A 24,715-nucleotide genomic window follows, 5' to 3' on the forward strand; every position below is an offset into this window, starting at 1 on the left:
CCAAACGCTTTCGCGCGTCCGCTGCCGTCAGGCCGGCCGCGCCGCCTTGCAGATCGCCACGAGATCCGTGGCCTTCAGGCTCGCGCCCCCGACCAGCGCGCCGTCGACATTGTCGATAGCCAGGAGTTCGGAAGCGTTCGCCGGCTTGACCGACCCGCCGTAGAGAAGGCGGATCGCCGCACCGGTCTCGGCCCCGAACCGGTCGCTCAGCGCCTTGCGCATGAAGGCATGCGCCGCCCGTACATCCTCGACCGTCGGCGTCTTGCCGGTGCCAATCGCCCAGATCGGCTCATAGGCGATGACGAGCCGGGCGACGTCCAGGCTGTCCGGCAGCGAGCCGGCGAGCTGGGTGCCGAGCACGTCGAGTGTCGTGCCGGCAAGGCGCTCGGCATCGGTCTCGCCGATGCAGACGATGGCGATCAGCCCGCAGCGCCAGGCCGCCTCGGCCTTTTCCCGCACCAGCTGGTCGCTCTCGTCGTAGCCTTCGCGCCTTTCGGAGTGCCCGAGAATGACGCAACGGGCGCCGGCATCCGCCATCTGCTCGGCCGAGATGTCGCCGGTATGGGCGCCCTGGGAGGCGACGTGGATGTCCTGGCCGCCCAGCATCAGCCGGTCGCCGAAGCGGTCGGCGGCGGCCATCAGCAGCGTCGACGGCAAGCAGACCGCGATGTCGCAGGCGAGATCGCCGGCCTCCGTCATGGCCTGCAGTTCCGCCAGATCCCGGCGAAGGCCATGCATCTTCCAGTTGCCCGCTATCAGTTGCCGCATGCCGTTTTCCTCCCGCTCCCCGTCTTTGTGGTCCTTGCCTAGCGGCAGAGAAACCCGAAATCAATCAACGCGGCGGCTTGCGTCCCGGCGCGGCATTTTCCTAATAGAGCGTGAAGTCCCGCCGCGGCGTCCACCGGCGGGAAGAGAACGGCGGTGCGTCCGCCGCCCAAACGGGACAACAGCCTTCGCTGGATCCGGCGAAGGCTTGCGGAGATGCCGAGACATGATGAACTCCATGCGCAAGAGCGTCGGCGGCGGCTGGGTCGCCAAACTGCTGATGGGGCTCATCGTCGTCGCCTTCGTCGTCACCGGTTTCTCCAGCTTCTTCTCGGGCGCAGCGCCCAGCACGGTGATCTCCGCCGGCGGTACTGACGTCGAGGTCCAGGACTACCGTCTGGCCTACCGCCAGGCCGAGGCGCAACTCGCCCGCCAGCTGAAGCGCCGCCCGAGCCGCGAGGAAGCGGTCGCGCAAGGCATCGACCGCCGCGTCCTCAACCAGCTGATCTCAGAAGCCGTGCTCGACGAGCAAGGCCGCAACATCGGCCTCGGCCTGTCCGAGGAGCGCCTTGCCCGCCTCATCGCCGACGATCCGTCCTTCCACGACGCGTCCGGCCGCTTCTCGCGCGACAGTTTCCGCCAGCTGCTGTCGAGCGTCGGCATGCGCGAGAACGACTTCATCCGTAACCGCGAGCAGGCGGCCGTGCGGAGCCAGATCGTCGATTCGATCTCCGAGGGCGTTTCGACGCCGAGCCTCGTGAAGCAGGCTTTCGGCCTCTACAACGGCGAGCGCCGCACCGCCGAATACGTCACCTTGCCGCTGACGCTGGTGCAGCCGGTGGCCGATCCCTCGGCCGAAGTGCTGCAGGCCTACTTCGACGGCCGCAAGCAGCGCTACGCCGCGCCGGAGTACCGGGCCATTTCCTATGCCGCGCTGACGCCGGACGCCGTTGCCGACCCCGCCAAGGTGACCGAGGCCGAGATCCAGGCCGCCTACGCCAAGGACACCGAGAAATTCACGACGCCCGAGCGTCGCCGGATCCAGCAGATCGTCTACTCCGATAAGGCCAAAGCCGACGCCGCGCGCGCCGAACTCGCTTCCGGCAAGACCTTCGACCAGCTCGTCACCGACAGCGGCCGCACCATCGCCGACACCGAGCTCGGCCTGCAGCCGCGCAACGGCATCCCCGATCCAGTGATCGCCGATGCTGCCTTCTCGCTCGCCGCCAACGCCGTTTCCGAGACCGTCGAGGGCGCTTTCGGCCCGGTGCTGCTGCGCGTCACCGAGATCCAGCCCGAGGTGAAGAAACCGCTGGCCGAAGTGCAGGATGCCATCCGAAAGGAGATCGCCCTCTCCTCTGCCACCGAGGCGGTCCGCTCGGCCTACGACACCTATGAGGAAGCCCGCGGTGGTGGCGCTTCGCTCGAGGAAGCGTCAGAGCGCGCCGGCCTGACGATCAAGACCATCCCCGCGATCAGCCAGACCGGCCAGGCGCCGGACGGCAGCTTGATCGCCGATATCCCCGCCCAGCCGGCGCTGCTGACCGCCGCCTTCGAGAGCGACATCGGCGTCGAGAACCAGCCGGTGGACGTCCGCCCGAACGGCTTCGTCTTCTTCGAAGTCACCAAGGTCGATCCGGCACACCAGCGTCCGCTCGACGAGGTGCGTGCGCGCGTGGTCGAGGACTGGAAGGCGACCGAGGCCGACCGCCTGCTCGCCGAGCGCGCGGCGGCGCTGAAGAAGCGCCTCGACGCCGGCGAGACCATCGACGCCATCGCCGCGTCCGAGAAGCTCACCAAGCAGGTTGCCGCTTCGATCACCCGCCAGAGCGGCGCGCAGGAACTCGGCGATGACGCGACGCGCGCGGTCTTCGCCGGCACTACCGGGCTTGCCGCCGTCGCCGATGCCACCGCCGATTCGTCGAAGCTGGTTCTGAAGGTGACCGAGGTCGCGCCGCCGCTCGATCCGTTGGCGAGCTTCCCCGCCGACCAAGACGGCCAGCTGGCGTCGCTGATGAAGTCCGACATCGTCCAAAGCTACGTCAACGTGCTGCAGGACGCCTACAAGGTCGTTTCCTACCCCGCCGCGATCCAGGCGGCGCAGGCCATGCCGCAATGAGCCAGACGCTGAAGCCCTACATCGCCAAGGTCGCGGGCGGCGAGGCGCTGAGCCGCGCCGACGCCGAGGCGGCCTTCGGCGTGATGATGTCGGGCGAGGCGACGCCATCGCAGATCGGCGGCTTCCTGATGGCGCTGCGGGTCCGCGGCGAGACCGTCGACGAAATCGCCGGCGCCGTCTCGGTGATGCGCGCCAACATGGCGACGGTGACGGCACCCGACGACGCGATCGATATCGTCGGTACCGGCGGCGATCATGCGGGCACGCTGAACGTCTCGACCTGCGCGGCCTTCGTGCTCGCCGGCTGCGGCCTGACGGTCGCCAAGCACGGCAACCGGGCGCTCTCCTCGCGCTCCGGCTCCGCCGACGTCCTGATGGCGCTCGGCGTCAAAGTGGACCTCACCCCGGCGCAGATTTCCGCCGTTATCGCCGAGGCCGGTCTCGGCTTCATGTTCGCGCCGACGCACCATGCCGCCATGCGCTTCGTCGGCCCGAGCCGGGTCGAGCTCGGCACGCGCACAATCTTCAACCTGCTCGGCCCCCTCGCCAACCCCGCCGGCGTCCAGAACCTCCTCGTCGGCGTCTTCGCCGAGCAGTGGCTGCAGCCGATCGCCGAGACGCTGAAGGCGCTCGGCACCAGGAACGCCTGGATCGTCTATGGCGACGGTCTCGACGAGATGACCGTCTGCGGCCGGACCGATGTCGTCACCCTCCGCAACGGCGTCATCTCCCGCTTCGCCATCGAGCCGGAAGAGTTCGGCCTTGCCCGTGCCGACCTGTCGGAGATCCGCGGTGGCGACGCCGTCCACAACGCCGAGAAGCTTCGCGGCGTTCTCGACGGCGCTCCCGGCGGCTATCGCGACATCTGCCTCCTTAACGCCGCCGGCGCGCTGGTCATGTCCGGCCATGCCGCAGACCTTGCCGAAGGCCTTGTCGCCGCCCGCCTTTCGGTCGATACCGGAAAGGCCCGCGCGGCGCTCGACCGGCTGATCGGCGTCACCCAGCGCATCGGAGAACCGGCATGACCGACATCCTGAAGGCGATCGAGACCTACAAGCGCCAAGAAATCGCCGCCGCCAAGGCGCGCCTGCCACTGGCCGAGATGGAGGCTCATGCCCGCGCCGCCGACTCGGTGCGCGGCTTCACGCAGGCGATCCGCCGCAAGCACGCGGCGGGCGACGTCGCCCTCATCGCCGAGATCAAGAAGGCCAGCCCGTCGAAAGGCCTCATCCGCGCCGATTTCGATCCGCCAGCTCTCGCATGTGCCTACGAGCGCGGCGGCGCCGCTTGCCTCAGCATCCTCACCGACGCGCCGTCCTTCCAGGGCCAGCCGAGCTTCCTCACCGAGGGCCGCGCCGCCTGCTCTCTGCCGGCGCTGCGCAAGGATTTCATGTTCGACCCCTACCAGGTGTTCGAAGCCCGCGCCTGGGGTGGCGACGCGATCCTCCTCATCATGGCCGCGATCGACGACAGCTGCGCCGCCGAGCTCGAGGCGGTGGCGATGGACCTCGGCATGGACGTGCTGGTCGAGGTGCACGACGAGGCAGAAACCGAGCGCGCGCTGAAACTCCGCTCGCCGCTCCTCGGCGTCAACAACCGCAATCTCCGGACCTTCGAGACCGACATCTCCACCGCCGAGCGGCTGTCGGCCCTCGTGCCGGACGATCGCATCCTCGTCGGCGAGAGCGGGATCTTCACCCCGGCGGACTGCGCCCGGCTCGGCCGCGTCGGCATCGCCACCTTCCTCGTCGGCGAAAGCCTGATGCGAAAGGCGGACGTAGAGGCCGCGACCCGCGCCCTGCTCGCCCGCCCCGCTTCCTTTACTTCGGCGAACGCAGGAACTGCCGCATGACCGCCCTCACCCATCTCGACGCCACCGGCGCCGCCACCATGGTGGATGTCGGCGACAAGGCCGAGACCGTGCGCGAGGCCCGCGCCGAGGGCCTGGTGCTGATGCTCCCCGAGACGCTGGCGCTGATCGAGGCCGGCGGCGCCAAGAAGGGCGACGTCATCGCCGTCGCGCGGCTTGCCGGCATCATGGCGGCCAAGAAGACCGCCGACCTCATCCCGCTCTGCCATCCCTTGATGCTGGAGAAGATCGCCGTCGACATCGCCGCCGAGCCCGCATTGCCGGGCCTGCGCGTCACCGCGACGGTCCGCCTCAGCGGCAAGACCGGCGTCGAGATGGAAGCGCTGACCGCCGTCAGCGTCGCTTGCCTCACCATCTACGACATGGCCAAGGCGGTCGATCGCGGCATGCAGATCTCCGCGATCCGGGTGCTTGCCAAATCCGGCGGCCGCTCCGGTGACTGGTCGGCATGATTTCCGTCGCCGACGCCTTCGCCGCGCTGATGCAGGACGCCGTCGCGGTGAAGGAGACCGAGACCGTGCCGCTGCGCGCTGCGCGCGGCCGCATCCTTGCCGCCGACTTGCCCGCTCTGCGCACCCAGCCCGACTTTGACGCCTCCGCCATGGACGGCTACGCCGTGCGCGCCGACGATACGGCCGGCCCTTTCCAGCCGCTGACGGTCATCGGCGAATCCGCCGCCGGGCGCGCCTTCGAGGGCAGCGTTGCTCCGGGCGAGACCGTCCGGATCTTCACCGGCGCGCCGGTGCCGGACGGGGCCAATGCGATCCTCATCCAGGAGAACGCCGAGCGGCCCACAGTCACCACCATGCTGCCGCTGGAGCCAGCCATGCGCGGCCGCCACATCCGCAAGGCCGGCGCCGACTTCTCGAAGGGTGACACGCTCATCAAGGCGAACACGCGTTTTGGCGCCGGCACGATCGCCCTGGCGGCGAGCGGCGGCCATCCGCGGCTCACCGTGCTGCGCCGTCCGCGCATCGCGATCCTTGCCACCGGCGACGAGCTGGTCATGCCCGGCGAGCCGGTCGGCCCCTCGCAGATCGTCGCCTCCAATACTTTCGGGGTCGCCGCCATGGTCGAGGCCGCCGGCGGCGAGGCGCTTGACTACGGCATCGCCCGCGACGACGAGGCCGAGATCGGCGCCCTCCTCGACCGCGCCGTCACCGACGCCGTCGACATCTTCGTCACCATCGGCGGCGCCTCGGTCGGCGACCACGACCTCGTCGGCAAGGTCTTCGCCGCCCGCGGCGTCGCGCTCGATTTCTGGAAGGTCGCCATGCGGCCGGGCAAGCCGCTGATGGCCGGTCGCATCGGCCGCACCCGGCTCATCGGCCTTCCCGGCAACCCCGCCTCCTCGATGGTCGCCGCGACCTTGTTCCTGAAGCCCCTCGTTCATGCCCTTACCGGCGCCCCGGCCAGCCCGCTCTACCGCGAGGCCATCCTCGGTGCCGACATGCCGGCGAACGACCAGCGCGCCGACTTCATCCGGGCGACGCTTGGCGAATCGCAGGCGGTCGTGCCGATCGTCACGCCTTTCGGGCGCCAGGATTCGTCGCTCCTCTCGGTCTATGCCCGGGCCAATGTTCTCCTCTTGCGAGAACCCCATGCGCCAGCGGCCAAATCCGGCGATTCCTGCCGCTACATCGCGCTCGACTAAGCTTCCGGCTCTTGCAGAACACAACTAGAACAGATAGCTTTGTTCAGGTTTTGTTTTAACAAGGATCGCCGGAAATGCTGACGCGCAAGCAGCACGATCTCCTGATGTTCATCCATGGGAGATTGCAGGAACTGGGCGTGCCGCCGTCCTTCGACGAGATGAAGGATGCGCTGGATCTCCGCTCCAAGTCCGGCATCCACCGACTGATTACCGCGCTGGAAGAGCGCGGCTTCATCCGCCGTCTGCCGAACCGCGCCCGGGCACTGGAAGTCCTGAAGCTGCCGGACTCGGTCGCGCCGGCCAAGGCAAAAAGCGCCGACGCCGAGCCCGTCGCGCCCCGCCGCGAGCCCATCGCGGAGACGTCCGTCGAGCCTTTGCCCAAGCGCATTCGCCCGGCCGCCAACGACAGCGAACCGGTCGGCATCCCGCTGATGGGCCGCATCGCCGCCGGCGTGCCGATCTCGGCCATCCAGCAGAGCGGCAGCCAGATCTTCGTGCCGCCGGACATGCTGGGCGGCGGCGAGCATTACGCGCTGGAGGTAAAGGGCGATTCGATGATCGAGGCCGGCATCCTCGACGGCGATACCGTTGTCATCCGCCGGGGCGACACCGCGCAAGGCGGCGAGATCGTGGTGGCCCTCGTCGACGACGAGGAGGCGACCCTCAAGCGCTTCCGCCGCCGCGGCGACACCATCTCGCTCGAGGCCGCCAACCCCGCCTACGAGACCCGCAGCTTCGGCTCCGAGCGCATCAAGGTCCAGGGCAAGCTCGTCGGCCTGATCCGCAAATACTGAGGCGGGCTGGGGGGCGGTTAGCGGCGTTGCGGGGGCCCACCCACAAGCCCCGCGCCGCCCCCCTCATCCCGCTGCCGCGACCTTCTCCCCACAGGGGAGAAGAATCTAGTCGGCCCCGCGAGCATCCGACGCCGGCAGCACCCCTGCCGCCACGCTCAAAACCGCCTTCTTCGCCCCTCCGGGGAGAAGTGGCCGGCAGGCCGATGAGGGGGCCGCCCGCGAACGCCTAACCTTGCATCCCAACGCCCCGCATCACGGCCGCGGCTTCTCCGGCGTACTCTCAACCGCCCGCCGCCAGGTCTCCGGCCAAGGTGCCAGCCGCTGCACTTGCCACGGCTCCGGCACCGGCGCGATCGAGGCGGAGATCTCGGCGTGGCCCGTTGCAGCAGAGCGGGAGATGGCGAGCGAACCGGTCCGCCGCAGCGTGCGCAGCGTCACCAGCACGGCGCCCGAGCGGCACGCCTCGCGCCGCGCCGCCCGTGCGACGATGGCGACGTCCGCGCTGTCGCAAGCCGTACCGATCTGGCGATAATCGTCGGTCCAGACCACCCTCAGCCCGCTCCGCGTCGTCGCCCGGCAGATCCGCATCGGCCGGGACGCCCGCTTCGCCGGGACGGCCGGTACTGCCGGCGTCAACGACTTTCCGTCGATGACAGGCGCTGCGGGCTCGCCAGTGAGCGGCGGCGTCGACCGTAAGAGTTGAGGGACGGCAGCCGAGGGCGAGGATCTCTTGGTCGCGACACCACCCTCTGGCTCTAAAGCTTCGCAGCGAAATCCCGCCGCACTCGGGTCTGGTGGCACACCGGCGTCCGGTCGCACGCCGGCGCGCGATGGCACGCCTGTGTCCAGCGGCTGAGCGCCGTCCGGAAAAGCCCTCTGCCACTGCGTCAGCACGAACGCGTTCGGCTTCGGCCGCAACGGCATCAGCACGTACCCCGCCCCGATCAGCGCCAGCTCGCGTCCGTCTTCGAACACCAGGAGTTCGGGCCGCGGCCCTGTCGCCGGCGCCAGTACGAGCCCGAGCGCGGCCACCGGCAAGGCCAGCCAACGCAGGCCGCTGGCGAGGAAGCAGGCCAGCAGCAGCGCCAGCGACAGCAGCACCAGTCCTTCCGGGGTCAGCAGCCCGGTCGGCGTGTCCGGCAGATGGTCGTGCAGGAAGTGGGCAATGCCGAAGACGAGTTTCAATCCCTGCCCCATCAGGATCAGGAACACAGCATCCAGGCCGAAAGGCATGGCGACGACCGCGCAGAGCGCCAGTGGCATGATCCACACCGAGAACAGCGGCAGCGCCAGAAGATTGGCGAACAGGCCGAAAGGCGCCATCCGCTGGAAATGATAGGACGCGAACGGGCCCGTCGCGGTGCCGGCGATGAGCGACGAGGCGCCGAGCCCGATCAGGAACACCACGAGCCGCCTCGCCCGACCCGCCGGCGGCGCGTCCACCTGTCGCCGCGCCCGTGCCCGCGCGACATGGCCGTAGACGCCGACGAGCGAGGCCGTCGCGCCGAACGACATCTGGAAGCTTGCCGTCACCAGCGCGTGCGGCGTCATCGAAAGGACGACGATCGCCGCGAGAGCCACGCTGCGCAGCGTGATCGCCGCCCGGTCGACGAGGATCGCCACCAGCATGATCGCCAGCATGAGGTAGGAGCGGTCCGCCGCGACGTTCCGCCCGGACAGGAGGATGTAGAAAGTGACGGCACCGAGCGCCGCCACCGCCGCAAACTTCTTGATCGGCCAGCGCAGCGCGACGCCCGGAATCGCCGCGAGGCCGGCGCGCACGAGGAACATCGCAAACCCCGCGACCAGCGCCATGTGCAGGCCGGAGATCGACAGCACGTGCGACAGGCCGGTGGTGCGCAGCCAGAGCTCGATCTCGTCGGGAATGCCGGCCCGGTCGCCGGTGATGAGCGCCGCCGCTACCGTCCCCGCCGGTCCGCCGATGACGCTGCGGATGCGCTCGCTCATCGACAGCCGCAGCGCCAGGATACGTTCGCCGGCGGCTTTCCCCGTCGGGCTTGCGCCGGCTCCCGGCGGATCCGGCGGCCCCAAGGCAAATCCGTTGGCGCCGACGCCGTCGAAGTAGTTGCCGAAACTGAAGTCGTAGCCGCCGGGAAAGGCGGGGCCGGACGGCGCCCGCAGCCGCACCAGCCCGGCATAGCGGCCGCCGACGGGGATCGGCGTGTGCCGGCTGGAAACGAGAATCTCGGCGATCCCCGGCGGGCGCGACAGCACCGGCCGCTCGGTGGTCTCGATGGCCACGCGGTAGCGCAGCCGCCCCCGCTCGTCCAGCTCGCGTCCCTCGACACGGCCGACGATCCGCACCGTCGCCTCGCCTGAGAAGAGAACGGTTTTCGTCCGCGCCAGCTCATAGCCGGACAAGCCGAAGCCCGCGGCGACGAAACCCGCCAGCAGGCACGCCGCGCCCGTCGCCTTGCGCGGGCCGAGCATCACCGCGCCGAGGAGCAGCGGCAGGCAAGCAGCAACCGCGACGGGGATCGGCGGTCGCCACCCTGCGGCGTAGAACAGAGCGATGCCGAGCATCATCCCGCCCGGCACCAGGAAGAAGCCGCTGCGCGCCTCCGCCTCGATCTCGCGCTGCCGGATCATCCAAGCGACGACGCGGGCACCTGTGTTCCTCAGACGGCTGCCGAGCGCGATGCCTTTGCCTGACCGGGCATCTCCTGTCAGGCCGAGGAGCCGGCGCCACAGGCCTCTCCGGCGTCGCCCGCCAGCCCTCGGCTCTGCTGCGTCGGCGATGGCCATGCTTGCCTCCGAAGCGACCGGGCCCTGCCTTGTCTCTCTCCCGGCCTATGCTACACAGCCCCACGGAAAAGCCGACCGCAAAGATCGTGCGTCCGCACCCATTTGCCGCACTGGAACCGCCATGACCGTCGTCACCCGTTTCGCGCCCTCGCCGACCGGCTATCTGCACATCGGCGGCGCCCGCACCGCGCTGTTCAACTGGCTCTATGCCCGGCGCATGGGCGGCAAGATGCTGCTGCGCATCGAGGACACAGACCGCGAGCGCTCGACCGAGGCCGCCGTCGTCGCGATCATCGAGGGCCTCTCCTGGCTCGGCCTCGACGCCGACGAGCCGCCGGTCTCGCAGTTCGAGCGCGCCGCCCGCCACCGCGAGGTCGCCGAACAACTCCTCGCCGCCGGCAAGGCCTACCGCTGCTATGCCAGCCAGGCCGAGCTCGAGGAGATGCGCGAGACCGCCCGCGCCAACAAGCAGCCGCCCCGCTATGACGGCCGCTGGCGCGACCGCGACCCGTCCGAGGCCCCCGAGGGCGTCAAGCCGGTGATCCGGCTGAAGGCCCCGCAGGAGGGCGAGACCGTCGTGCACGACCAGGTGCAAGGCGAGGTCCGCTTCCCCAACCGCGATCTCGACGATTTCGTGCTGCTGCGCTCCGACGGCTCGCCGACCTACATGCATGCCGTCGTCGTCGACGACCACGACATGGGCGTCACCCACATCATCCGCGGCGACGACCACCTGACCAATGCCGGGCGCCAGACGCTGATCTATCAGGCGATGGGCTGGGACGTGCCTGTCATGGCGCATATCCCGCTGATCCACGGCGAGGACGGCGCAAAACTGTCAAAGCGCCACGGCGCGCTCGGCGTCGATGCCTACCGCGCGCTCGGCTACATGCCGCAAGCACTGAAGAACTATCTCGTCCGCCTCGGCTGGAGCCATGGCGACACCGAGATCATGACGGAGGCCGAGATGGTCTCCTGGTTCGACATTCCCGACATCAACAAGGGTGCGGCGCGCTTCGACTTCGCCAAGCTGAACGCTATCAGCGGCACCTATGTCCGGGCCGCGGGTGACGCGGAGCTGGCCGACCTCCTGATGGTCGAGCGCGACTACCTGCCGAACGGCGACATTCTGAAGCGCCGCCCGGACGCCGAGACCCATGCGCTCCTCCTCGCCGCCATGCCGGGCCTCAAGGAACGCGCGAAAAACCTCGTCGAACTCACCGATTCGACGGCCTATCTCTTCGCCGATCGGCCGTTGCCGATGGAGGAGAAGGCCGAGGCGATCCTGCGCGATGGCGGCCGTGACGTCGTGGCCGCGCTCCTGCCGCGACTTTCCGCCGTCACCGACTGGTCCGTCGCGCCGCTGGAGGAGGCGGTACGCCTTTACGCCGAGGAGACCGGGTTGAAGCTCGGCAAGGCGGCGCAGCCCTTGCGTGCCGCCCTCACCGGCCGCACGACCTCCCCGGGCGTGTTCGACGTGCTCGCGGTTCTCGGCCGCGACGAGTCGCTCGCGCGGCTGGGCGACCAGGCCAGGTGATGAACTCCGCGCCACTTGGCGTTAGAGTGCGGCGCAACATGTCAGTTTGATACGCAACTTGTTCGCGTCTCCGCTTTGGAGTACGCAAGTTTTCGCCAGGGACCTGTGCGCTGCAAAAGCGATCTCGTCCCGTCGGCTCACGAAGAAGGGGATACGCATGACGAACCACGCGGCGACCATGGCAGTGGGTGAGAAAAACGCGAGCCTCGAGGTCCGGAGCGGCACGATCGGTCCGGATGTCGTCGACATCACCTCTCTCTACAAGCAGACCGGAATCTTCACCTACGATCCCGGTTTCTCCTCGACGGCGTCCTGCGAGTCGAAGATCACCTATATCGATGGCGACGAAGGCGTGCTTCTGCACCGCGGCTATCCGATCGACCAGCTCGCCGAGAAGGGCGACTTCCTGGAGACCTGCTATCTCCTGCTCTACGGCGAGTTGCCGACCGAGCGCGAAATGTCCGATTTTTCCTACCGCGTCACCCGGCACACCATGGTGCACGAGCAGATGTCGCGCTTCTATTCCGGTTTCCGCCGTGACGCCCACCCGATGGCCGTCATGGTCGGCTCGGTCGGCGCCCTCTCGGCCTTCTACCACGACTCGACCGATATCGCCGATCCGCACCAGCGCATGGTCGCCTCGATCCGCATGATCGCCAAGACCCCGACGCTCGCCGCCATGGCGTACAAGTACCATATCGGCCAGCCCTTCGTTTACCCCCGGAACGACCTGTCCTACGCCGAGAACTTCCTCCACATGTGCTTCGCGGTTCCGTGCGAGCCCTACAAGATCAACCCGGTTCTGGCCAAGGCGATGGACCGGATCTTCATCCTCCACGCCGACCACGAGCAGAACGCCTCGACCTCGACCGTCCGTCTCGCGGGTTCCTCGGGCGCCAACCCGTTCGCATGCGTCGCCGCCGGCATCGCCTGTCTCTGGGGCCCCGCCCATGGCGGCGCCAACGAGGCGGCGCTGAACATGCTGACCGAGATCGGCACCAAGGACCGCATCCCGGAATACATCGCCCGCGCCAAGGACAAGAACGACCCGTTCCGCCTGATGGGCTTCGGTCACCGCGTCTACAAGAACTACGATCCGCGCGCGACGATCATGCAGAAGACCTGCCACGAGGTGCTGGATGAGCTCGGCATCAAGGACGATCCGACGCTGGAAGTCGCGATGGAGCTCGAGCGCATCGCGCTCACCGACGAGTACTTCATCGAGAAGAAGCTTTACCCGAACGTCGACTTCTACTCCGGCATCACGCTGAAGGCGCTCGGCTTCCCCACCACCATGTTCACCGTGCTGTTCGCCGTCGCGCGCACCGTCGGCTGGATCGCCCAGTGGAAGGAAATGATCGAGGACCCGCACCAGCGCATCGGCCGCCCGCGCCAGCTCTACACCGGCGCCGCCCAGCGCGACTACGTCGACGTGGCGGGCCGCTGAGGGTTCAGCGGTTCAGGTAAGGAATAACGGGCGCCTCGGCGCCCGTTTTCATTTGCGGCTATTTGCTGTGGAGCGCATCGCGGCAGCTTCACCCCCACTGTCCTGCCGGACATCTCGCCCTCAAGGCTGGAGATCGAAGACCTCAGCGTCCGCAACTAGCTGATCTCTCCACCTGAGGGGGAGATGTCCAGCAGGACAGAGGGGGGTGCAAGCTGCCGCAAGCATTAACTCAGCGAAGGCAGCTTCCCGCCCGCCCCCGAACCACCTCCAGCACGATCGCCGCCGCCGCCTGGCCGGGATCCTCAGTCACCGCCATCTTGCGGCGGATATCGCGGAACCCCTCGACCTGGGCGCGCCGCTCCAGCGTGTCCGTCAGCAGCCATTCGAGCCGCCGCGACAGGGCTTCCGGGCGGATGAACTCGTGGAAATGCTCGGGCACCAGCGGGTGGTCGGCGATGTAGTTCGGCAGCGCCGCGGTCCAGCCGGTGATCCAGTGGCGGACGCGGTAGGCGATCGGGTCGATGCGGTAGCAGAGCGCCATGGGAACGCCGGCGAGCGCGAGTTCCAGCGCGACGGTGCCGGATGCCGCAAGCGCCGCGTCGGCCTCAGCGAACGCCGCCCATTTCTCCGCCTCGCCGGTCACGATCTCGGGCTTCACCGCCCAGCCCGCGACCTTTTCCTCGATCGCCGTCTTCAGCCGCGGCACCGCCGGCAGCACGGCGCGCACGCCCGGCATGCGTTCTGAGAGCAGCGCCAACGTCCTGCCGAAATCGTCGCTCAGCCGGTTGATCTCGCCCCGGCGCGACCCCGGCAGAACCAGCAGCACGGGCGCCGCCTTCGGCGCCGGCAGGTCGGGTCCCGCGTCGAGCCGCTGCATGATGGCGGCAAGGTCGGGCTGGCGCATCAGGGGATGGCCGACATAGGTCGCGGGCGGGCCGCCATGGCGCTGATGGAAATCCGGCTCGAACGGGAAGACGCAGATTGCCCGGTCGATATAGCCGCGCATCGCCGTCGAGCGCTCGGGGTGGTAGGCCCAGACTGCCGGCGGAACGTAATTGATGATCGGAAGGTCCGGCCGGGCCTTGTGCACCTTGCGCGCCACCCGGTGCGAGAAGGCATAGCTGTCGATGACGACCAGCGCATCCGGCGCTTCGTTGAGGATATGGCGCACGGTCTGGCCGATGCGCCCGATCAACTGGGGCAGCCGCGCGACGATGGCGCCGACGCCGATGATCGACAGCTCGTCGATGTCGAAGAGCGTCTTCAGCCCCTCCGCCGCCATCTCGTCGCCGCCGAGGCCGGTCACCTCGACCGCTTCGCCCGCTTGCTGCCGCAAGCCACGGATGAGCGCTGCGCCCAGACGATCGCTGGAATTCTCGCCGACGACGAAGGCGATCTTCATAGCAGCGGTTCTCCGGAAGGATCAGGCCAGCCGACGAGGAATATGCCCTCTGCCTTGGCAGCCGCGATGACGTCGTCGATGCCGATCACCAGCGCATGGCCGGCGCTGAGGCCGATGCCCGACAACCCCGCTTCGGCAGCTTGCTGGATGGTCGCAACGCCGATGCTCGGCAGATCAAAGCGCAGATCCTGGCCCGGCTTGACGACCTTGACCAGCACGCAATGCTCCTTCCGGCTGACGCGGCCGCGCCGGCGAAGGTCGGCGACGCGTGACAGCATTTCCTGCGTCCCCTCGATGCCCTCCAGCGCGATCACCCGGTCGCGCGAGGCCACGACCGCCTGTCCGACGTCGAGCGCGCCCAGCACCTTCGCCGCCTCGAACCCGCGGGCAAGCGCCACGCAGTCGATCTCGGAAGGGCTCAGTCCCGTCACCGGTCCCGCTGGCATCAGCATCTCCGGCAGGATTTCCTGGACCGCTACGAGCTCGAAGCCACGGCCCTCGAAGGCCCGGGCCGCCGCCCGCAGCAGGTTGTCGTCGCCGCCGCGGATCACCTGGAAGATCTGCGGCAGCATGGCGAGCGTCTTGAGGCTCGGCAGGATGGAGCGGAAGTCGGGGCGCACGGAGACGGTGCCGCACATCACGATGCGACGCACGCCCCTGCCCTTCAGATGGCCGAAAGCGTTGCCGAGCTTGCCCCAGGCCATCGGCCAGGCATCGCCCGGCAGCCAGGACGAGCCGATCCCGTCGCCGACGGCGAGGACGACCGGCGTCCAGCCGTGCAGCACGGCCTGCGCCGCCACCAGCCGCGGCAGGTCGCCGCCGCCGGCGACGATGCCGAGCGGCTCGCCCGGCGTGCCCGGCGCGACGATGGCGGGCTGGGCGGGAAGCGTCACGCCGGGCGGCTGTGGCGCGGAAAGCAGATCGCCCGGTCGCCGCCGGAGCGGATGAAGCCGAGCAGGTCCTGCACCAGCGGATCCTCGGGATACTCGCTCTGCACCTCGTCCATGTTCTCCCGGAACGTCAAATCGTCGGAGAACAGCATGCGGTAGGCCTTGCGCACGTTGCGCACGGCGTCGCGGTTGAAACCCGCGCGCTTCATGCCGATGACGTTGAGGCCGGAGAGATAGGCGCGGTTGCCGAGCACCATGCCGAACGGGATCACGTCGCCCTCGACGGCGGCGAGGCCGCCGATATAGGCGTGGTGGCCGATCCGGGTGAACTGGTGGATGCCCGAGCCGCCGGCGATGGTGGCGAAGTCGCCGATGACGCAATGGCCAGCCAGCATGACGTTGTTGATCACCGTCACATTGGAGCCGACATGGCAGTCATGCGCGACGTGCGAGCCCGTGAAGAACGAGCAGTTGTCGCCGATCGTCGTCTCGGAGCGCCCCTGGATGGTGCCGGGGTTCATGGTCACGCTCTCGCGCACCAGGCAATTCTCGCCGATGACGAGGCGGGTGTCCTCGCCTTTGTACTTCAGGTGCTGCGGCGCATGCCCGAGCGAGGCGAAGGGGTAGATGTTGGCATTGGCGCCGATGGTCGTATTGCCGGAGATCACCACGTGCGAGCGCAGCTTCGCGCCCGGACCGAGCCGGACCTGCGGACCGATATGGCAGAACGGACCGATCTCGACGCCCTCGCCGATGACGGCACCGTCCTCGATGATCGAGGAGGAATGGATAGACATGGGCACCCCTACTGTTGGCCAGGGAAACGCCGACGGCGCCCCGCAAAGGGCGCCGTGACGGAAGCGGCAGCGTCAGCTCGGACCCGCCGGCGAGCGATGGCGCTCAGGCCGGGTCGCGGGCCACCAGCATGGCGCTGACGGTCGCCTCGGCGACCTTGACGCCGTCGACCTTGGCGACGCAGTCGAACTTCCAGATGTTGCCGCGCTTCTTGTTCTGCACGACGTGGTATTCCAGCCGGTCACCCGGCACCACCGGACGGCGGAACTTCGCATTGTCGATGGTCATGAAATAGACCAGCTGCGGCGTGCCCTTGCCCATCGCCATGGTGCAGATCGCGCCGGCGGTCTGGGCCATGCCCTCGATGATCAGGACGCCCGGCATCACCGGCGTGCCGGGGAAATGCCCCATGAAATGCGGCTCGTTGACCGTCACGTTCTTGATGCCGATCGCCGCCTTGTCCGAGTCGATGCCGACGATGCGGTCGACCATCAGGAACGGGTAGCGGTGCGGCAGGAGCTCCATGATCTGGAGTATGTCGGCGCTCTCAAGCGTCGTTGTCGTCTCGTCCATCCCTGCCCCCTGGTACGCGTCGCGCCTTTGCCATTTCACTAACCCAGGTCACTTCCCGGAACCAGTCCCGCACCGGCTTGGCCGGCGTCCCGCCCCAGCGGGCGCCGGGCGGCACGTCGCTGGCGACGCTGCTGATGGCGGCGATCTGCGCGCCATCGCCGATGGTGACGTGGTTGTTGATCGCCGTCTGGCCGCCGATGGCAACGCCGTCGCCGAGCGTCACGCTGCCGGCGAGCGCAACCTGTCCGACGATCATGCAGTTCCGGCCGATCCGCACATTGTGGGCGACCTGAACCTGGTTATCGATCTTGGTGTTCTCGCCGATCACCGTGTCGCGGATGGCGCCCCGGTCGACCGTCGTATTGGCGCCGATCTCGACACCGTCCTGCACGATCACCCGGCCGATCTGCACCATCTTCAAGATGCCGTCGCGGCCCGCGGAATAGCCGAAGCCGTCCTGCCCGAGGCGAACGCCCGGATGCAGGATCACGCCATTCCCGATCAGGCTGTGCTGGATGCTGACATGCGCGCCGATCCGGCAGTCGCGGCCGATCTTGCAGTCCGAGGCGATAACGGCTCCCGCGGAGATCACCGTGCCACGGCCGATGCCAACGCGCGGACCGATCACCGCCATCGGCTCGACCGTGACGCCATCCTCCAGAACCGCGGTCGGATCGATAGCGGCGAAGGGCGAAATCCCGGGACTCATCGCCTGCGGCAGCAGCGCGTCGGGAAACAAGGCGCGGCCGGCCAGTGCGAAGGCCCGCCCGGCATCGCGCGCGACCAGCGCTGCGACGCCCTCCGGCACCAGCGGAAGATTGCGGCGGGCAACGACGACGCAGCCGGCACGCGTTGCAGCCAAAGCCTCGCGGTAGCGCACATTGTCGAAGAAGGTGAGATCGTCCGGGCCGGCATCGTCTAGGGCCGCAAGCCCACGGACGCGCCGCGTGCCGTCGCCGCCCGCAACGAGCTCCGCGTCGCAGAGCGTCGCGAGCGCGGAGAGGGTCAGCCCCTCACCGGCTGGAAAGAATCGGATGTCTGTCATCAAAACCGAAGCGGGAGACCCTGAGGTCTCCCGCTATCCCTTAGAACCGGGTCGAGAAGCCGAAGGACAGTTCCTGGGTCTCGTCGTAGTCTTCCTTCATGACCGGGTGCGCGTAGTTGACGCGCAGCGGACCGAAAGGCGAGGCCCAGAGCAGGCCGACACCGACCGAGGCGCGCACTTCGAGGTCGTCGCCGACGACACCTTGCTGGCCTGCGAATTCCGTGCCCCACAGCGTGCCGGCATCGGCGAACACCGCGCCGCGGAAACCGAAGTCGCGCGAGACCAGCGGCAGCGGGAAGGTCGTCTCCGCCGTGGCGTTCAGGTAGTTCTCGCCGCCGATCGCGACACCGCTGCCGACGCGGTTGCCGCTGGCATCGAGCTCGAACTGGCGCGGGCCGATGCCCTTCGTCTCGAAGCCGCGGACGATGTCCTGGCCCTTGAAGAAGTTGTCGAAGACGCGAAGGTCGCCGTCGAGACCGGCAACATTGCCGCCACCGACCGACAGCTGGCCGACGACGTCGTATTCTTCCTGCAGCTGCTGGAAATACGATGCCTTGCCGGTAGTCTTGACGAAGCTCGCATCGCCGCCGAGGCCGGCGACTTCCTGGCCGAACGAGGCGATGATGCCGTTGCGCGGGTCCTTGGTCGAGTCCAGCGTGTTGTAGGTCAGCGCGTAGGAGACCGACGATGTGGTGTACGGGCTGTCGCAGATCGCCTGGTTGATGATCGTCGAGCGCGTGTACTTCGGGGCGCCCGAGAAGTCAGTGGCACCGGCAACCTGGCGGCCAGAGACGAGACCGTAAGGATCCGGATCGCCGCAGGTGGCGTAGATCGCCTTGGTGTCGCCGTCGAAATCGCTACCGGCAACGACCGGCTTGCCGTCCGCACCGATGATCAGGGCACCGGCGGAGTCGACGAGATAGTCATCGATCTTGGCACCGCCGTCGTCGTCGCCGAACTTCTCCTGCTTGAAGTTGTAGGCGACCTGCGCGGTGAAGTCGTCGGTGATCGGCGCGGCGACACGCAGCGAACCGCCGGTGCGCTCGACGTCGTAGGATTCCGACGTGTTGGTCGAGGTGTAGATGTCGAAGCCGGCGGCCAGGCGGCGGCCGAGGAAGTAGGGCTCGGTGAACGACAGCTGGTAGTTGCGGGTATCAGCGCCGAAGCCGGCGGAGACCTTCACATACTGGCCACGGCCAAGGAAGTTGCGCTCGGTCACGCCGATTTCGGCAACCGGGCCATCGCTCTCGCCGCCGGTGGTGTAGCCACCACCGATGGAGAACTCGCCGGTCGACTTCTCGACCACGTCGACGATCACGACGACGCGGTCCGGCTCGGAGCCCGGCGCGGTCGAGATGTTGACCGAGGTGAAGAAGCCGAGCGACTCGAGGCGCTGCTTGGCGCGCTGCACCAGAACCTGGTTGAAGGCGTCGCCTTCGGAGACGTCGAACTCGCGGCGGATGACGTAGTCGCGGGTCTTGGTGTTGCCGCGCACGTCCAGCCGCTCGATGTAGGCGCGCTGGCCCTGGTCGACCACGTAGGTGACCGAGATCGTACGGTTGTTGAAGTCGCGGTCGCCGCGCGGGGTGACCTGAGCGAAGGCATAACCGTTCTCGGCGACGCGGTTGGTCACGGCGACCAGCGAGTCCTCGACCTTCTGCGCGCTGTAGACGTCGCCCGAGCGGGTCTTCAGCTCGCGCTCCAGCGCGGCGCCGTCGACGCCCGGAATGGCGCTCTCAACGGCGACGTTGCCGTAGGTGTAGCGCTCGCCTTCGTCGATGGTGAAGGTGACGGTGTACTTGTTGTTGGTCTCGTCGAGATCGGCAACCGAGGAAACGATGCGGAAGTCGGCGTAGCCGTGGTTGTAGTAAAAGCGGCGCAGCGTCTCTTCATCGGCGCGCAAGCGGTCGGCATCATAGATGTCGTTGCGCTGGATGAAGCTGAGCAGGCCGGACTCGCGCAGCGCGATCACTTCCTTCAGACGGCCATCGCCATAGGCATTGTTGCCGACGAAGTTGATAGTGCCGATCTTGGTGCGGTCGCCCTCGTTCATCTCAAAGACGACGTTGACGCGGTTGTTGTCGACGGGAAGCGTGCGGACGGTGACGGTCGCATCGCTGCGGCCGATCTTGCCGTAGGCTTCCTTGATGGAGGCGACGTCGGCCTCGGCGGTGGCAGCCGAATAGGCGCCGCGCGACTGGGTCTGGACGGCGGCCTTGAGCTGCTCGTCCTTCAGCTTCGAGTTGCCCTGGAAGACGACCTGGTTGACGATCTGGTTCTCATCGACCCGCACGTTCACCGTGCCGCCGCTCTGGCTGATCTTCACGTCGGAGAACAGGCCGGTCGAGTAGAGCTTCTGCACGCCCTCGTCTATGTCGGCTTCCGTGGCATTCTTGCCCGGGCGGATCGACAGGAGGCCGCGGATCGTATCGGCCTCGACGCGCTGGTTGCCCGTCACGACCACGTTGCTAACCATCGCGGCCTGGACCTGCGAGACCATCAGGAGCTGGACACCGACAGTGGTGGCCAGGATCGTCGATGATAGCGCAAATGCCGACGTGGCCCTCAGGAGCTTTGATCCAGCCGTCATAGGCTTCACCCACCTTTTATACATAACACCGCAGCGACGCCGTTTCGGCATCATGCGCTCATTGCCTTTTAACGGCTTTAGGACCGCGTTCAAGCAAACTGGACGGATTCAGTTTAGGAATCGGAAAACCGTTGCTCCCCGGCCACGGCTCCCTGATACATGGTTAACACAGCGTTAAACCGGCGACAGGAGAAAAGCCCCGCGCAAGCCACGCTCAGGTCAGCCAGGAAATGTCGTTCCACATCGCGAAGATCATCAGCGACAGGACGAGGACGATGCCGATCCGGAAGCCGACGTCCTGCACGCGCTCGCTCAGCGGCTTCCCGCGCAACGCCTCGAAACCGTAGAACATCAGGTGCCCGCCATCGAGCATCGGGATCGGCAGGAGATTGAGAAGACCGATCGAGATCGACAGCTGCGCCGCCAGAATCAGCACCGCGGCAAAGCCGAGCGTCGCCACCTGGCTGGAAATGCCGGCGATTCGGATCGGCCCGCCGATCTGCTCGGCGCCGGAATGCCCGGTGACGATGCCGCTGATGAAGCTGACGGTATGGTGGGTGAAGAACCAGGTCTGGTCGACGCCGAACTTCAGCGCTTCGACCGCCGACAGGCTCTCGACGCGGAAGTCGGCGCTCTCCTTGCTGGCGACGAGGCCCATCAAGGGCGTCTGCACCTCGTTGCCGAAAGGATCGGTCTGCGTGACCAGCGCCGGCGTCACGGTGAACTCCAGCGGCGCGCCGGCCCGCTCGACGCCAACGCGGATCGGCACCTCTGCCCGCGTCGACACGTATTCCAGGATGTCGTTGAAATAGGTGACCTTGGTGTCGTCGAGGGAGACGATCCGATCGCCGGCGAGAATGCCGGAGGTCGCCGCCGGGGTTCCTGCCCGCACTTCCGACACCACGGGATCGCCGACCGGCCGCCCGCTGATGAAGGCGACGCCGGCGAAGATTACGATGGCGAGGATGAAGTTGGCGACCGGGCCGGCGACGACGGTCGCCGCCCTGCGGCCGACACTCTTGGCCGGAAAGGACTGTGCCCGCTCCGCCGGGTCCATGGCCTCGACGGCGGCATTGTCCGGCATGCTCGCGGCATTCTCGTCGCCGAGGAACTTCACATAGCCGCCGAGCGGAATGGCGCAAAGCTTCCAGCGGGTGCCGCGGCGGTCGTTGAAGCCGACGAGTTCCGGTCCGAAACCGACGGAGAATGCCAGCACCTTGATCCCGCACAGGCGGCCGATCAGGAAATGCCCGAGCTCGTGAAAGAAGACGATGACCGTCAGGACGAACAGGAAAGGCACGAACTTGATCAGGGCACTATCCCAGATCATGCCGAGGCCGGACGAGAGATCCATCTTGTTTCCTTGCTCGAAAGGCGCGATCGGCCGGTATGCCTGCAAACCGGTCCGTCTATCTTATGGAGTCCGCTTGCCGCGCGGCAAGCAAACCTTCTGTGTGGGATGACTAGATCGCGAAGATCGCCCGCGCCGGATGCTCGATTCCCTCCAGCATCACCCCGACGATCCACGCCGCGCCCAGCGCGATGATCAGCGCGTCAATCCGGTCCATCAGGCCGCCATGGCCCGGAATGATCCGGCCCGAGTCCTTAACGCCGAAGCGCCGCTTGACCCAGGACTCGAAGAGATCGCCGGCCTGGCCGAGCACGGAGAGAACGGCGGTGAGAAGGAGGATCCAGAGCGGAAACTCGCCGGTGACCTCGACATAGAAGGCGGAGCCGAAAGCCATGCCGGCAATCAGGCCGCCGAGCGAGCCGGAGATCGTCTTCTTCGGCGAGACCGAGGGCAGAATCTTCGGTCCGCCAAAGGTCTTGCCGGTGAAGTAGGCGAAGATGTCCGTCGGCCAGACGACGGCGATGACGAGGCCGAGCACCGCAAGCCCCGCCGCATCGTCAGCCCTCAACATGCCGGGCGCCAGCGCCGCGAAGCCCGAATAGACGAGGCCGCCGAGCGCCCAGTCGGCCTTGCGCTCGCGCCGGTCGACGAAGGCGACGAAGAGGCCGGCGCCGCCGATGATGATGAGGGAGAGAAGGTTCTCGCCGAGCAGGAAGGCGAACAAGCTGAAGAACAGCGCCCGGCGGGCGAACTTGAAGATCGGCCCTGCCCGCTTGGCGCGGGTCATCCGCGCCCATTCCTCGAACACGATGACGCCGGTGAGGCAGCACAGCATGCGGAACGGCACGCCGCCGACGAAGGCGATCGCCAGCACCGCAGCGCCGAGGATCACGGCGGAGATCAGGCGCGATTTGAGGTCGGCCCAGGATTGCGTCGAAACGAGCCTGCCAATTCCTAGGCCCATCGGATCATCCGCATCGGGTCAGGACGCGATCTCGCAGGAGACGCCGCCATAGCGCCGATCGCGCGAGGCGAAATCCTGCAGCGCGCCCTCGAACGCCTTGCGGTCGAAGTCCGGCCACAGACAGGGCAGGAAGACGAACTCGGAATAGGCCGCTTGCCAGAGCAGGAAGTTCGACAGCCGAAGCTCCCCGGAAGTGCGGATGATGAGATCGGGATCGGGAATTCCCGCAGTGTCCATGTGACCGTCGAGCAGTTCCTCGCTTACCGATTCGGCCTTGATCTCGCCCGAGGCCACCTTGTCGGCGATCCGCCGGACGGCACGGGCCACTTCCTCCCGGCCGCCGTAGTTGAAGGCGATGACCAGCGTCGTATGGGTGTTGTCGCGCGTCAGGTTCTCCGCTTCCTCGAGCAGCGAACGAATGTCGTTGCTGAGGTTTTCACGCGCGCCGATCACCTTGACACGCACGCCCTCCTTATGGAGGTCGGCGAGATCGCGGCGGATGAAGAGCTTCAGGAGGCCCATCAACTCGTTCACCTCCTCGGCGGGCCGGCGCCAGTTCTCCGAGGAGAAGGCGAACAGCGTGAGGTAGCGGATGCCGAAGTCACCGGCGGCACGCACGGCCCCGCGGACCGCCTCCACGCCGCGGCGATGACCCATGGTACGGGGCAGGCCGCGGGCTTTCGCCCAGCGTCCGTTGCCGTCCATGATGATGGCGACGTGTTGGGGTTGCCGCACCGCTTGTCCTCTTGATTCCACCGCCGCAGAAGGCACGTTCAGGCTAGACCTGCATGATTTCGGCTTCCTTGGCCGACAGGGTCCTGTCGATCTCGGAAATCGTCTCGTCGGTGATCTTCTGCACGCGATCGGACATCTGACGGGCGTCGTCCTGCCCCATATCGCCGTCTTTCTCGAGTTTTTTCAAGGTCTCCATGCCATCGCGTCGCACATGGCGTGCGGCCACGCGGCCATTCTCGGCATAAGTGTGGGCAACCTTGACCAGTTCCTTGCGGCGCTGCTCGTTCAGCTCCGGCAGCGGAATGCGCAGCGTGGTGCCGTCGGTGATCGGGTTGAGGCCGAGATGGCTGTCGCGGATCGCCCGTTCGACCTTGCCGACCATCGTCTTGTCCCACACCGAGACCGACAGCATGCGCGGCTCGGGGATCGACACGTTGGCCAGCTGGTTGAGCGGCGTCTGCGTGCCGTAGGCCTCGACCGTGATGGGGTCGAGCAGGCTCGCGGAGGCGCGGCCAGTGCGCAGGCCCTGGAGGTCGTGCTGGAGGGCGTTAATCGCGCCGTCCATGCGCCGCTTCAGGTCGTTGATATCGAATTCAGCCATGGTCTGTCCTTTTGCTTTTGCGCCGTGTCGATCCAGCCTAGTCGGTCACGATGGTGGCGCGACCGCCGCCCGACAGGATGCGGGCGAACTCACCCTTCTCATGGATGGAGAATACGACGATGGGAATGTGATTCTCGCGTGCCAAGGCGACGGCTGCGATGTCCATCACCGCGAGACCCCTTTGCAGCACCTCGTCGTGCGTCAGCTGGTCGAAGCGGGTGGCGTTCGGGTTCTTCTTCGGATCCTCGGAATAGATGCCGTCGACCTGCGTGCCCTTGAACAGCGCCGCAGCGCCCATCTCGGCCGCACGGAGCGCAGCGGCGGAATCGGTGGTGAAGAACGGGTTGCCGGTGCCGCCGGCGAAGATCACCACGCGGCCCGCCGCGGCATGGGCGAGCGCCACGCGCTGAGAGAAGCTTTCACAGATCTCCGGCATGGCGATGGCCGACAGCACGATCGCCTCGATGCCGAGCTTGGCGAGCGAAGTGCGCAGCGCTAGCGCGTTGATGACGGTCGCCAGCATCCCCATGTGGTCGCCGGTGACGCGGTCGCCGCCCTTGGACGCCACGGCGACGCCGCGGAAAATATTGCCGCCGCCGATGACGACGGAGATGTCGGCGCCGAGCGCCCTCGCCTCGGCGATATCGCCGGCGATGCGATCGACGACCGTGACGTCGATGCCGAAACCCTGGCTACCCATCAGGGCTTCGCCGGAAACCTTGAGAAGCACGCGCTTGAAGCGGATGTCTGCCGTCATTTCATCGTCCTCATGCAATGCGGGCCCGAAGCGCGAGCCGGCCTGCGATACAATAAGGGC

General features: G+C 67.5%; 21 protein-coding genes. 8 read left to right on the plus strand and 13 right to left on the minus strand.

The window, feature by feature from the left end:
* Positions 1–27: 27 nt before the first annotated feature.
* Positions 28–768, minus strand: a complete 741-nt coding sequence (gene tpiA, locus ACZLZQ_RS16690; RefSeq protein ID WP_472950336.1) for a triose-phosphate isomerase — start codon at positions 766–768, stop codon at positions 28–30.
* A gap of 223 nt (positions 769–991) precedes the next feature.
* Between tpiA and ACZLZQ_RS16695 the strand changes: the two genes are divergently transcribed.
* The 6 genes from ACZLZQ_RS16695 (at position 992) to lexA (ending at position 7,202) form a co-directional block, all read left to right on the plus strand.
* Positions 992–2,884: a peptidylprolyl isomerase gene (locus ACZLZQ_RS16695; RefSeq protein WP_472950337.1), complete on the plus strand. Its 1,893-nt coding sequence runs from the start codon at positions 992–994 to the stop codon at positions 2,882–2,884.
* The gene (trpD, locus tag ACZLZQ_RS16700) at positions 2,881–3,909 is read left to right on the plus strand and encodes an anthranilate phosphoribosyltransferase (RefSeq protein ID WP_472950338.1); all 1,029 of its coding nucleotides are present in this window, start codon (positions 2,881–2,883) and stop codon (positions 3,907–3,909) included. The genes ACZLZQ_RS16695 and trpD overlap by 4 nt, the downstream gene beginning before the upstream one ends.
* Entirely contained in the window at positions 3,906–4,736 is an 831-nt protein-coding gene (gene trpC, locus ACZLZQ_RS16705; protein ID WP_472950339.1) for an indole-3-glycerol phosphate synthase TrpC, read from the plus strand. The genes trpD and trpC overlap by 4 nt, the downstream gene beginning before the upstream one ends.
* The gene (moaC, locus tag ACZLZQ_RS16710; RefSeq protein WP_472950340.1) at positions 4,733–5,206 is read left to right on the plus strand and encodes a cyclic pyranopterin monophosphate synthase MoaC; all 474 of its coding nucleotides are present in this window, start codon (positions 4,733–4,735) and stop codon (positions 5,204–5,206) included. The genes trpC and moaC overlap by 4 nt, the downstream gene beginning before the upstream one ends.
* Positions 5,194–6,408, plus strand: a complete 1,215-nt coding sequence (locus ACZLZQ_RS16715) for a molybdopterin molybdotransferase MoeA (RefSeq protein WP_472950410.1) — start codon at positions 5,194–5,196, stop codon at positions 6,406–6,408. Before moaC ends, ACZLZQ_RS16715 begins: the two co-directional genes overlap by 13 nt.
* A gap of 104 nt (positions 6,409–6,512) precedes the next feature.
* On the plus strand, positions 6,513–7,202 hold the full coding sequence (lexA, locus tag ACZLZQ_RS16720) for a transcriptional repressor LexA (RefSeq protein WP_472950411.1): 690 nt from the start codon (positions 6,513–6,515) through the stop codon (positions 7,200–7,202).
* Positions 7,203–7,454: 252 nt separating this feature from the next.
* On the opposite strand, the gene ACZLZQ_RS16725 is transcribed toward lexA, so the two are convergent.
* On the minus strand, positions 7,455–9,968 hold the full coding sequence (locus ACZLZQ_RS16725) for a ComEC/Rec2 family competence protein (protein WP_472950341.1): 2,514 nt from the start codon (positions 9,966–9,968) through the stop codon (positions 7,455–7,457).
* A 121-nt stretch (positions 9,969–10,089) separates the two neighbouring features.
* On the opposite strand from ACZLZQ_RS16725, the gene gltX reads away from it, so the two are divergent.
* Positions 10,090–11,505, plus strand: coding sequence for a glutamate--tRNA ligase (gltX, locus tag ACZLZQ_RS16730; RefSeq protein WP_472950342.1), 1,416 nt, complete (start codon positions 10,090–10,092; stop codon positions 11,503–11,505).
* Positions 11,506–11,662: 157 nt separating this feature from the next.
* Positions 11,663–12,952: a citrate synthase gene (gene gltA, locus ACZLZQ_RS16735; protein ID WP_472933315.1), complete on the plus strand. Its 1,290-nt coding sequence runs from the start codon at positions 11,663–11,665 to the stop codon at positions 12,950–12,952.
* Positions 12,953–13,181: 229 nt separating this feature from the next.
* Here the strand turns inward: gltA and lpxB are convergent, their stop codons facing one another.
* The 11 genes from lpxB to pyrH all read right to left on the minus strand — a co-directional run bounded on the left by lpxB (position 13,182) and on the right by pyrH (position 24,655).
* Positions 13,182–14,354 (minus strand): lipid-A-disaccharide synthase, encoded by a 1,173-nt coding sequence (gene lpxB / locus ACZLZQ_RS16740; protein ID WP_472950343.1) that lies wholly within the window; start codon positions 14,352–14,354, stop codon positions 13,182–13,184.
* A complete protein-coding gene (locus ACZLZQ_RS16745) occupies positions 14,351–15,247 on the minus strand; it encodes an LpxI family protein (RefSeq protein ID WP_472950344.1) in 897 nt (298 codons plus the stop codon). Before ACZLZQ_RS16745 ends, lpxB begins: the two co-directional genes overlap by 4 nt.
* Positions 15,244–16,041, minus strand: coding sequence for an acyl-ACP--UDP-N-acetylglucosamine O-acyltransferase (gene lpxA / locus ACZLZQ_RS16750; RefSeq protein WP_472950345.1), 798 nt, complete (start codon positions 16,039–16,041; stop codon positions 15,244–15,246). The genes ACZLZQ_RS16745 and lpxA overlap by 4 nt, the downstream gene beginning before the upstream one ends.
* A gap of 103 nt (positions 16,042–16,144) precedes the next feature.
* Positions 16,145–16,612, minus strand: a complete 468-nt coding sequence (fabZ, locus tag ACZLZQ_RS16755) for a 3-hydroxyacyl-ACP dehydratase FabZ (protein ID WP_472933309.1) — start codon at positions 16,610–16,612, stop codon at positions 16,145–16,147.
* Positions 16,587–17,657, minus strand: coding sequence for a UDP-3-O-(3-hydroxymyristoyl)glucosamine N-acyltransferase (gene lpxD / locus ACZLZQ_RS16760; RefSeq protein WP_472950346.1), 1,071 nt, complete (start codon positions 17,655–17,657; stop codon positions 16,587–16,589). Before lpxD ends, fabZ begins: the two co-directional genes overlap by 26 nt.
* 40 nt (positions 17,658–17,697) lie before the next feature.
* Complete coding sequence (bamA, locus tag ACZLZQ_RS16765) at positions 17,698–20,247, minus strand: outer membrane protein assembly factor BamA (RefSeq protein ID WP_472933306.1); 2,550 nt, start codon at positions 20,245–20,247, stop codon at positions 17,698–17,700.
* Positions 20,248–20,461: 214 nt separating this feature from the next.
* The gene (gene rseP, locus ACZLZQ_RS16770) at positions 20,462–21,601 is read right to left on the minus strand and encodes an RIP metalloprotease RseP (RefSeq protein WP_472950347.1); all 1,140 of its coding nucleotides are present in this window, start codon (positions 21,599–21,601) and stop codon (positions 20,462–20,464) included.
* Between the two features lie 109 nt (positions 21,602–21,710).
* Entirely contained in the window at positions 21,711–22,562 is an 852-nt protein-coding gene (locus tag ACZLZQ_RS16775) for a phosphatidate cytidylyltransferase (protein ID WP_472933303.1), read from the minus strand.
* An 18-nt stretch (positions 22,563–22,580) separates the two neighbouring features.
* Entirely contained in the window at positions 22,581–23,267 is a 687-nt protein-coding gene (locus ACZLZQ_RS16780) for an isoprenyl transferase (RefSeq protein WP_472933558.1), read from the minus strand.
* 73 nt (positions 23,268–23,340) lie between these two features.
* A complete protein-coding gene (gene frr / locus ACZLZQ_RS16785) occupies positions 23,341–23,898 on the minus strand; it encodes a ribosome recycling factor (protein WP_472933301.1) in 558 nt (185 codons plus the stop codon).
* Between the two features lie 37 nt (positions 23,899–23,935).
* Positions 23,936–24,655, minus strand: coding sequence for a UMP kinase (gene pyrH, locus ACZLZQ_RS16790; RefSeq protein ID WP_472933300.1), 720 nt, complete (start codon positions 24,653–24,655; stop codon positions 23,936–23,938).
* Positions 24,656–24,715 lie beyond the last annotated feature (60 nt).

This window comes from Mesocryomonas lacus (assembly GCF_055730105.2).

Coding starts and splice junctions, on each gene's coding strand:
- tpiA (WP_472950336.1), bottom strand. CDS start 768: ATGCGGCAACTGATAGCGGGCAACTGGAAGATGCATGGCCTTCGCCGG.
- ACZLZQ_RS16695 (WP_472950337.1), top strand. CDS start 992: ATGATGAACTCCATGCGCAAGAGCGTCGGCGGCGGCTGGGTCGCCAAA.
- trpD (WP_472950338.1), top strand. CDS start 2,881: ATGAGCCAGACGCTGAAGCCCTACATCGCCAAGGTCGCGGGCGGCGAG.
- trpC (WP_472950339.1), top strand. CDS start 3,906: ATGACCGACATCCTGAAGGCGATCGAGACCTACAAGCGCCAAGAAATC.
- moaC (WP_472950340.1), top strand. CDS start 4,733: ATGACCGCCCTCACCCATCTCGACGCCACCGGCGCCGCCACCATGGTG.
- lexA (WP_472950411.1), top strand. CDS start 6,513: ATGTTCATCCATGGGAGATTGCAGGAACTGGGCGTGCCGCCGTCCTTC.
- ACZLZQ_RS16725 (WP_472950341.1), bottom strand. CDS start 9,968: ATGGCCATCGCCGACGCAGCAGAGCCGAGGGCTGGCGGGCGACGCCGG.
- gltX (WP_472950342.1), top strand. CDS start 10,090: ATGACCGTCGTCACCCGTTTCGCGCCCTCGCCGACCGGCTATCTGCAC.
- gltA (WP_472933315.1), top strand. CDS start 11,663: ATGACGAACCACGCGGCGACCATGGCAGTGGGTGAGAAAAACGCGAGC.
- lpxB (WP_472950343.1), bottom strand. CDS start 14,354: ATGAAGATCGCCTTCGTCGTCGGCGAGAATTCCAGCGATCGTCTGGGC.
- lpxA (WP_472950345.1), bottom strand. CDS start 16,041: ATGTCTATCCATTCCTCCTCGATCATCGAGGACGGTGCCGTCATCGGC.
- fabZ (WP_472933309.1), bottom strand. CDS start 16,612: ATGGACGAGACGACAACGACGCTTGAGAGCGCCGACATACTCCAGATC.
- lpxD (WP_472950346.1), bottom strand. CDS start 17,657: ATGACAGACATCCGATTCTTTCCAGCCGGTGAGGGGCTGACCCTCTCC.
- bamA (WP_472933306.1), bottom strand. CDS start 20,247: ATGACGGCTGGATCAAAGCTCCTGAGGGCCACGTCGGCATTTGCGCTA.
- rseP (WP_472950347.1), bottom strand. CDS start 21,601: ATGGATCTCTCGTCCGGCCTCGGCATGATCTGGGATAGTGCCCTGATC.
- ACZLZQ_RS16775 (WP_472933303.1), bottom strand. CDS start 22,562: ATGGGCCTAGGAATTGGCAGGCTCGTTTCGACGCAATCCTGGGCCGAC.
- ACZLZQ_RS16780 (WP_472933558.1), bottom strand. CDS start 23,267: ATGGACGGCAACGGACGCTGGGCGAAAGCCCGCGGCCTGCCCCGTACC.
- frr (WP_472933301.1), bottom strand. CDS start 23,898: ATGGCTGAATTCGATATCAACGACCTGAAGCGGCGCATGGACGGCGCG.
- pyrH (WP_472933300.1), bottom strand. CDS start 24,655: ATGACGGCAGACATCCGCTTCAAGCGCGTGCTTCTCAAGGTTTCCGGC.